Below are 7336 nucleotides of genomic sequence, written 5' to 3'. Positions count from 1 at the left end.
GTATTATACCGAAGGAATCTCCGAGAATATCGCCATGGTCTACCGGTATGATACCTACAAGAACCTCGTAGCGCCCAACGGGACTGTCATGCAGACAGAATATCAATGGAGCACGGAGGAGTATATCGCAAATAAAGTAGTCAATGGGTGGATGAACAGCGAGGGGCACCGGAATAATATCCTTGATTACCACTTCCAGCAGGAGGGGATAGGTGTTGCATTCGCTTCAGACAATGCAATCTTCATCACGGAGAATTTTTGTTGAGTTTTTTTGCGGCTGCTTCCCGTTATGACGATAGGGAATGGACCGGTGTTCAACGGGATATTACCGGGATTTCAGTGTCCGGTGCTCGTGAACACCTGTCTCCTGCTGGTAATAGTCCGCGGTATATTCCCGGTCTTCGACAATCCCCAGGGCATTTTCCAGTTCCCTTGTTAGTGCAAGGCATCCGGTGCCCTGCACCCCTTTCACCTTCACCTGAATCCTTCCTTCCTTATCAATAGCAATTTCCATTTCCTGCAGGTCCATACGTTTCCTCCTGTTATGTTAACCGGTGCACCAGTGCATCCCTTTTGATAATCGTCCCTGTGATGAGGTCGCGAGCCGTGAGGCAGAGTTGTCTCTCACGATCGATGTTGAATGTCAGCTCGAACCGGGGCTCACCTTTCACGCAAGGGGGATCGGCGGTCAGTAGTGTCGCTATGGTGCCATTCACGAGCCTTGGCCTGCTCTCCTCGTCCGCGTCTTTCTCGGGCGCGGCAATACGGACCCCGCCGGCAGGGTCCTGGACCAGTTCGAGGACCGGCCCAGTTCCATTCCCGTCCCTGCCAATCTCATACAGGGAGAGGCCAAGTCGTGCCTGCCCGTCATAGGCGGCACTGATCGTGATCCTGGCGACCTGCCCGGCGCTGGGAAACCGTGCGTCGCTGTGCACGAGGAAACGGTACCGGTGTTCCCGCGCGGTCGGGTCCCAGTACCGGAGCGCGTAGTTATTCCGGATGCGATCTGAACTGCTCATGCGGGAGCGGAACAGGCATGCACCCCGAACAATGGCATCGAGCGGATGATCCGAGAGAACGGGTATTCCGGAAAACCGGTCCCGGACAAGTGCCTGTACAGCAGGCAGCATAGATCCCCGTCCGGTCATCAGGACCGCAGCAGGTGCGGTCTCTGTGTATCCCCGCGCCAGTGCCATCCCGCGTGCACGACGGATCACATCGTCAACGATCGCGGGAAGCCCGTTGTCGGTAAACACCCGGACAATGTCATCGGCTGTTATCCTGACGGCGACTGGCCTCCCTGAAATCGGGTCAGAAAACTCCGCGACGGCTTCATGGTTACCGGCAAGGTTTTGCACGACCCGGGGGACGCAGGCAAGGGCTGTATTGTACCGGAGTTTCCCCTGATTCCCGTAACCGGCCAGATGGCTTTTTCCCAGGATCTCCCTCGCTATCCAGCCATCCAGCGTCCCTGATCCGGTATCTGCCCGGGCAGACCCGATCATTTCTATCCCTGTGCTGTCCACCGACCCGTTGTTCCTCGCAATACGGAGGCTGAGTGCCGTCTCGTCACAGGAAAAGAGGAGAAATGCCCGTCCTGTGCCGATGTCCAGATCATAGCCGGCCGCTGCTGCTGAACATTCTGTGACGGTGTGGCAGGTGGTCATTCCTGCAGCATGGGCGATCGTTGAAAGCCAGTCCCCGTACCAGCGTGGTGCATCTTCCGGAACAGAAAAGACAACAGAACGAATGTTCTTGTGCCCGGTCACGATCTTCCCAAGGACTGCATCGAGGAGGTCACACGCAGCATCGCGGAATGTTACTCCGTGCTCCTCACCAGCCGCGATCAGGGCCCCGCTCTCTTCGAGCAGATAACTGCGGATCCATCGTGCCGTTGACGGGTGTTCGGCATATGCCCCCCGCACGACCTCGTCACCGATATCATGGCCATTATCATCACGATACCGTATCAGGGTCGGTACCTGGTATATTGGCCCTGATGTTCCCGTACCCCTTTTCTCCTGCGACCAGCCGGGAAAGGCATGGGTAAAAAATCCGCTCCCGTTCTGCAGCATACTCCCGCAGACAATAGCCCCGTCCCCGAAATCCACGCCAAGAATGGGTGCAGGTTCCTGTGAGTTCATCTCCTGTTGCCCTCCGTCTCACCCGACAATCTGGATATCCAGCGCCCCGGCATCGAGAAAGACCGGGCAGAGTTCGATCTCGTCCTGGAACCGGAGAGAAAGGAGCCGGTACAGAAAACTCCACGGGGAAGCCATTGCATCAGTGCCCTGGGCTTGTTCCTGTGCAAGCTCCAGGTCTCCAAACGTTGCGTGGCAAAGGGGCCGGAGAAACGGAATCCTCCAGGTACAGACTCGCCCGTCCTCACCACTGGTTACGAGTTGATCCTTTTCGGGAATACTGACAATCCCAGTCACTGCCCCGGTATGGGCGGGCAGCGCCCGGATCAGGGTACGATAATGCAAGGAATAGAATGCCAGCGTCCCGTTTTTATACCCCGCAGCAAGGCAAAGGCCGTCACTCGTAAAGGAGAGCGCTGTGGGGATCCCCGGAACCTGCGGGATATCATATGTGCGTGCCCCGTCTGGCAGGTGATACAGCCGTATCACGGGATCTGCCCCGGCCGCTGCAAGAAGTGTGCCATCCGGGGAGATGGTACAACAGGATACTTCCTTTCCCGTATCGCGGAGAACAAGCGGTTCTCTGCTATCCCCGTTACCCCCGGTATACCAGATACGGACGGTTGTATCATTGCTACCAGTCGCGAACAGCTCACTCGACGGGCTCACAGCACAACAGGTGACCGTGCTGGTATGACCTTTGCATACCTCTTTTGCCGTCCCGGATGGGACGTCCCAGAGCCGGACCCGGCCGTCCCACCCGCCGGTGATGAGGGTCTTCCCATTCGGAAGGAATGCTAGGCACCGCACGCTGGTCTTCAGCCCGCTGCAGGTCGCAAGGAGGCTTCCGGATCTGATATCCCAGAACCGGAAGCCGGGCTCTTTCCCGGCACAGGCAAGAACTGTGCCATCGGGGCTTGCTGCGATCGTTCGTAATGACGGGGTATAGAGATCGATACACCTCCCTGTCGTACCACTTCCTGGGAAGAACAGCCGGACGGTTCCATCCGTGGTTCCGGCAAGGATACTGGAATCTCTCTCAGAGAACGCAAGGGACGTGACGGCCCCGGCGGAGCGCCTGAGGGTACGCAGGAGTTCCCCATCCGGGACAGTTCTCAGGGAGACGGTCCCATCCCAGCCTGCAAGGGCAAGGAGTCTTCCATCCGGAGAAAGGGAGCAGGCACTCACCGGTCGGCGGTACGCACGGATCTCCCGAGTCTTCGTTCCGTCGGGAAGATGAAACGAGAACACCGTACCATCATTACAGCCCGCAATGAGACAGGTCCCGTCCTGCGTGATCGCGCAACAGGACGGTATCCTGTTGAAGAGCGGAATTTCCAAGGCCGGATTTTCCCCCGCGTGCCAGATACGGAGCACGTTCGTATCCCCGCCAACAACAAAGGTCCCGCATCCCCTCGAGATGGCAGAGCAGGATACCGTGCCGTTGTGCCGGGTAAATGCCCGGACCAGGTTCCCGTTCTGCCCGGACAGGCAGACCGGAAGAGCGTGACCACGGATCACGAGGAGGTCACCACGTTCTTCAGAGAAGGCAAGTGCCCGGACAGGGTCACCTGTTCCTGTGACCGACCAGAGCACCTCCCCCGTCAGCGCACCAAGGCAACAGACCGTTCCGTCAGCATGGCCTGTTGCCAGTTGTTCCCCCGTGATCCCGGCAAGGGCGGTTATCGGAGAGGGGTGACAGGGCGCAGAGATGCGGACGGCCCCGGTTTTCCATCCTATGCAAACAAGGTCCCCTCCCCTGTCCCCGGCAAGGATCTCCTCGCCACTGGCCGAGAGGATCGCACAGTTGATGGGATGAGAAGGATCGTTAAAGGTCCATACCGGCTCACCGGAGAGGGTGGTTGCATGCAGTGTGCCCCTGTCGCCCCCGGCAAACAGCAGGGTATTGTCGGGAGAGAATGCAAGGAAATGCGGGGACCCGGTACCGGGAGTGCAGGAACCGAGGAGCCGGGCAGACCCGACGTTCCAGGCGCTAACGGAGCCATCGCACGATCCTGCGGCAAGGAGGGTGCTGTCCCGGGAGAACGAGAGGCGCAGAACCTGGCTGTCCACTACCTCATGGGAGCTGAGCGACTTTTCCAGCACGGGGCATTTCCAGGAATCTGGCAGGTGAGCGACGAGTTCCTCAAAGACCTGCCGGTCATCGCCTCCCGGGTGCCAGCCTGCACGGTTCATGGTATCGAGCGCTGAACGGGAGAGGGCCGGCGGTGCCATGCGTACGAATCTCCAGAGCAGGTCCCAGGATGCATCGCAGGCAAGCGTTTTCATGACAAGTTCCCATTCCCCGTACGACCAGTCCTCCGCAGCACCGTCAAGTTCTCTTCCCAAGAGTGCACGGGCGAGGATGTTCCCCCGGGTTTTGCAAGCAATTTCCGCGGCATAATGGAGCGCGTGAGACCGGATCCGTGCTGACGCCTTTGCATACCCCTCTGCAAGCTTTGGATGATGGTCCTCCGGATCGAACCGGAGGAATGCCTCGTCCTGTCCGGAAAGATACAGGAACAATGCTTTTGCTCCGGGAGCATGGGGAGTACACCCCTTTTCGAGAGCAAGATCCCGCAGGAATGGATCCTCTCGCAACAATGCCTCATTGCACAGGGCATCGATGGCATCATGGCTCGCGAGTGAAAGGAGGCTCTCCCATACAATCCGCCGTGCTCCCTTGTTTTCTGTGGTCGCTGCAATGCCTGCCAGTGTTCCGATGGCGGACAAATCCCCGTTACGGAGGTTCCGGGACTGTCTTCCTGCCTCGCGCCGGAGGAGCAGTGGGCCGAAAACGGGGAGCGTGGCGACGGACCTCATGTGTTCATTCCCTTACGGGCGCTCGTGGACAAATGTCTCCAGTGCAATCGTCTTTCCATTGATCGGTACCCGGGACATGGTCACCCGGGATGCCGACTGGGCACGCCCTTCCGCAAGCCAGGTGCGGAGCGCTGCAACCGTCTCCCGCTGGGAAACCGAGAGGGGGACCTGTGCCTGCATGCAGGTGAGGATGTCTTCTGTCGTGACCCTGCGCATCTTCTCGCTGAATGCCCGGTACATGGCATCGATAATAGTCTGCTCGATCTCGGCTCCGACATACCCGTCGCTCTCCCGGGCAAGAGTCTCGAGGTCGAACTCTGCCGGGATGCACTTGCGCTTCCGTAAGTGGACTGAGAAGATCTCGCGCCGCTCCTCGAAGGTCGGGAGATCTAAAAAGAAAATCTCGTCGAACCGGCCTTTCCGGAGAAGTTCCGGCGGGAGCGCTGCGATGTTGTTTGCCGTTGCCACGACAAAACAGGGGGAGGTCTTGTCCTGCATCCAGGTCAGCAGGTGGGCAAAGACCCGCTGGCTTGTCCCGGCGTCGCCGCTCCCGAATGCAAATGCCTTCTCGATCTCATCCACCCAGAGAATGCACGGCCTGATCGTCTCGGCGAGGGCAAGGGCGCGTCGCGTCATCTCTTCGGATTCCTCGACAAGACTCCCGAAAAGCGATCCCACGTCAAGCCGGAGGAGTGGGAGATGCCAGATATCGGCGATCATCTTTGCCGTGAGGCTCTTTCCGGTACCCGGGATGCCGATGAGGGCAATTCCCTTGGGGGCCGGAAGGCCGAAGTTTTTCGCCTCCTGCGTGAACGCCCGCTCGCGCAGGACCAGCCATTCCTTGAGCACCGCAAGACCTCCGACATTCTCGGGTGTTTCGGTATAACTATAGAACTCCAGGGCGTCCGAAGCGCTGAGGATGTCCTTTTTCTCGGCAATGATCGCATCAATGTCGCGGTCATCGAGCCTGCCGTGTGCAACGATCGCTTTCGAGAATGCCCGTCGTGCCTGGTTCAGCGTCATGCCAAGCGCGGCCTGGATGATCTTCTCGCGGCCCCCCGTGGTGAGCGAGCAGGTGATCCCGCTCGTTGTGATCAGGGTATCAAGATCTGCGGAGAGTTCGGCAGCGTTCGGAGGAGGGAAGTGGACGATCACCGCCTCGTCGCGGATCTCGTCCGGGACGCGTGTTGCCGGAGTCAGGATCACGATTGTCCTCCGGTTATACCGGAACTCCTGAGAGAAGTTGCGGATCCGGCGTTTCACCTGCGGATTGTTCCAGTACTCATGGAAGTCCTTTAAGATGACGACCGCGTCTTCCCCGGTTTTGACCATGTCGTCGAGCGCCGCGAGCGCGTCGCGGGACTGGCCAGGAAAGGTTTTTGGACCGGCAAGCACGGAGAAGCCACCTACGCAGTCCCAGGCAATGCACTGGCGGGGGGGGTCCCAGGACTCGCATACCTCGCGGATCCCGGACACTGCCCGTTCCTCCTCGGGTGTGATGACAACGATCAGGGTGACGCGGGCCCGCAGCGAGATATTCAGCCTGCGGGAAAAGTCAGGTTCAGCAATCTGCATGGTCTCACCTCCACCTCCGGACCACAAGCTGCACCGTTCCGTCCTGTTCGTTCTTCTCAGAGACCAGTTCGAAGCCCTCCTTACGGGCCTGTTCCAGCACCATCTTCTTTGCATACTCCTGCTGGATGGCGCCGGCCTGTCGTTTCAGCTCCTCTGCTATCTTCTGCTCGCTTTTACCATTGACGCCCCACCAGTCGGCCACGAGATCGTATACACCGTCCGCGTTCTTCACGAACCCGAGGGCATACCCGCCGCTCTTCCGTGCAGCGATATCCACGTTGTGAAGACCATGGTATCCTTTGATGGTCGTATCGGTCTCCACCGAATACCCGAGCTCCTGCATGCACTGCACGAGTGCTTCGCGGTGCCGGAACGTTGTCCTGATACGGCTGAAATGCGACATTTCTCTTACACCCCCCTGCACTGTGCAGCCATCTGTTTCACCATGCTGTCAGGAGGAAATCCCGTTGTGGTGATCGTTCCGTCAGGTGCGATGCTGAATTCCACGGCATGTTCCTGGGCCTGTGAAGGAAGGAATAGTTCCGGTGCGAGCCTTCCGGAAAGAGGGATGAGCTGTTGGTTTCTCGATCCCCGGTACCTGTCGCTGCAAGCAAGGTCCTGACGATATGGGCCGGCAATCAGAAGGTCCGTTGCCGCGAGCAGCCGGCCATACTCCGGATCGCGGCATGAGATAAGCTGTTCAAACGTGTAACCGGAATAGGTGACAACCGTGAGCCCTGCATCAATGATCCGCTCTGCCACATCTGCGAGCGGCCCGGCCTGGGCAAACGGCTCCC

At 58.9% G+C, this 7336-nt stretch carries 7 protein-coding genes; 1 reads left to right on the top strand and 6 read right to left on the bottom strand.

What is annotated here, in order from left to right; all coding sequences use genetic code 11:
• Window positions 1-265: CAP domain-containing protein (locus CW742_RS04345; protein WP_292416985.1), on the top strand; the 265-nt coding region annotated here is incomplete at its 5' end.
• Window positions 266-325: 60 nt separating this feature from the next.
• Here the strand turns inward: CW742_RS04345 and CW742_RS04340 are convergent.
• The 6 genes from CW742_RS04340 to CW742_RS04315 all read right to left on the bottom strand — a co-directional run.
• Window positions 326-529, bottom strand: a complete 204-nt coding sequence (locus CW742_RS04340; RefSeq protein WP_292416982.1) for a DUF2997 domain-containing protein — start codon at window positions 527-529, stop codon at window positions 326-328.
• A 13-nt stretch (window positions 530-542) separates the two neighbouring features.
• Window positions 543-2144 (bottom strand): hypothetical protein, encoded by a 1602-nt coding sequence (locus CW742_RS04335; protein WP_292416979.1) that lies wholly within the window; start codon window positions 2142-2144, stop codon window positions 543-545.
• Between the two features lie 18 nt (window positions 2145-2162).
• Window positions 2163-4964 carry a WD40 repeat domain-containing protein gene (locus tag CW742_RS04330; RefSeq protein WP_292416976.1) on the bottom strand — a complete coding sequence of 934 codons (2802 nt, stop codon included), beginning with the start codon at window positions 4962-4964 and terminating at the stop codon, window positions 2163-2165.
• A gap of 12 nt (window positions 4965-4976) precedes the next feature.
• The gene (locus CW742_RS04325; RefSeq protein WP_292416973.1) at window positions 4977-6539 is read right to left on the bottom strand and encodes an AAA family ATPase; all 1563 of its coding nucleotides are present in this window, start codon (window positions 6537-6539) and stop codon (window positions 4977-4979) included.
• A 4-nt stretch (window positions 6540-6543) separates the two neighbouring features.
• Window positions 6544-6942 carry a DUF1257 domain-containing protein gene (locus tag CW742_RS04320; protein ID WP_292416970.1) on the bottom strand — a complete coding sequence of 133 codons (399 nt, stop codon included), beginning with the start codon at window positions 6940-6942 and terminating at the stop codon, window positions 6544-6546.
• A gap of 5 nt (window positions 6943-6947) precedes the next feature.
• The coding region (locus CW742_RS04315; RefSeq protein ID WP_292416943.1) for a 4Fe-4S cluster-binding domain-containing protein at window positions 6948-7336 on the bottom strand (389 nt) is incomplete at its 5' end.

It is taken from the genome of Methanoregula sp., from assembly GCF_002835825.1.
Lineage (GTDB): Archaea > Halobacteriota > Methanomicrobia > Methanomicrobiales > Methanospirillaceae > Methanoregula.
Note: the sequence above shows the minus strand (reverse complement) of the source record. Positions and strands in the feature narration are given on the sequence as shown.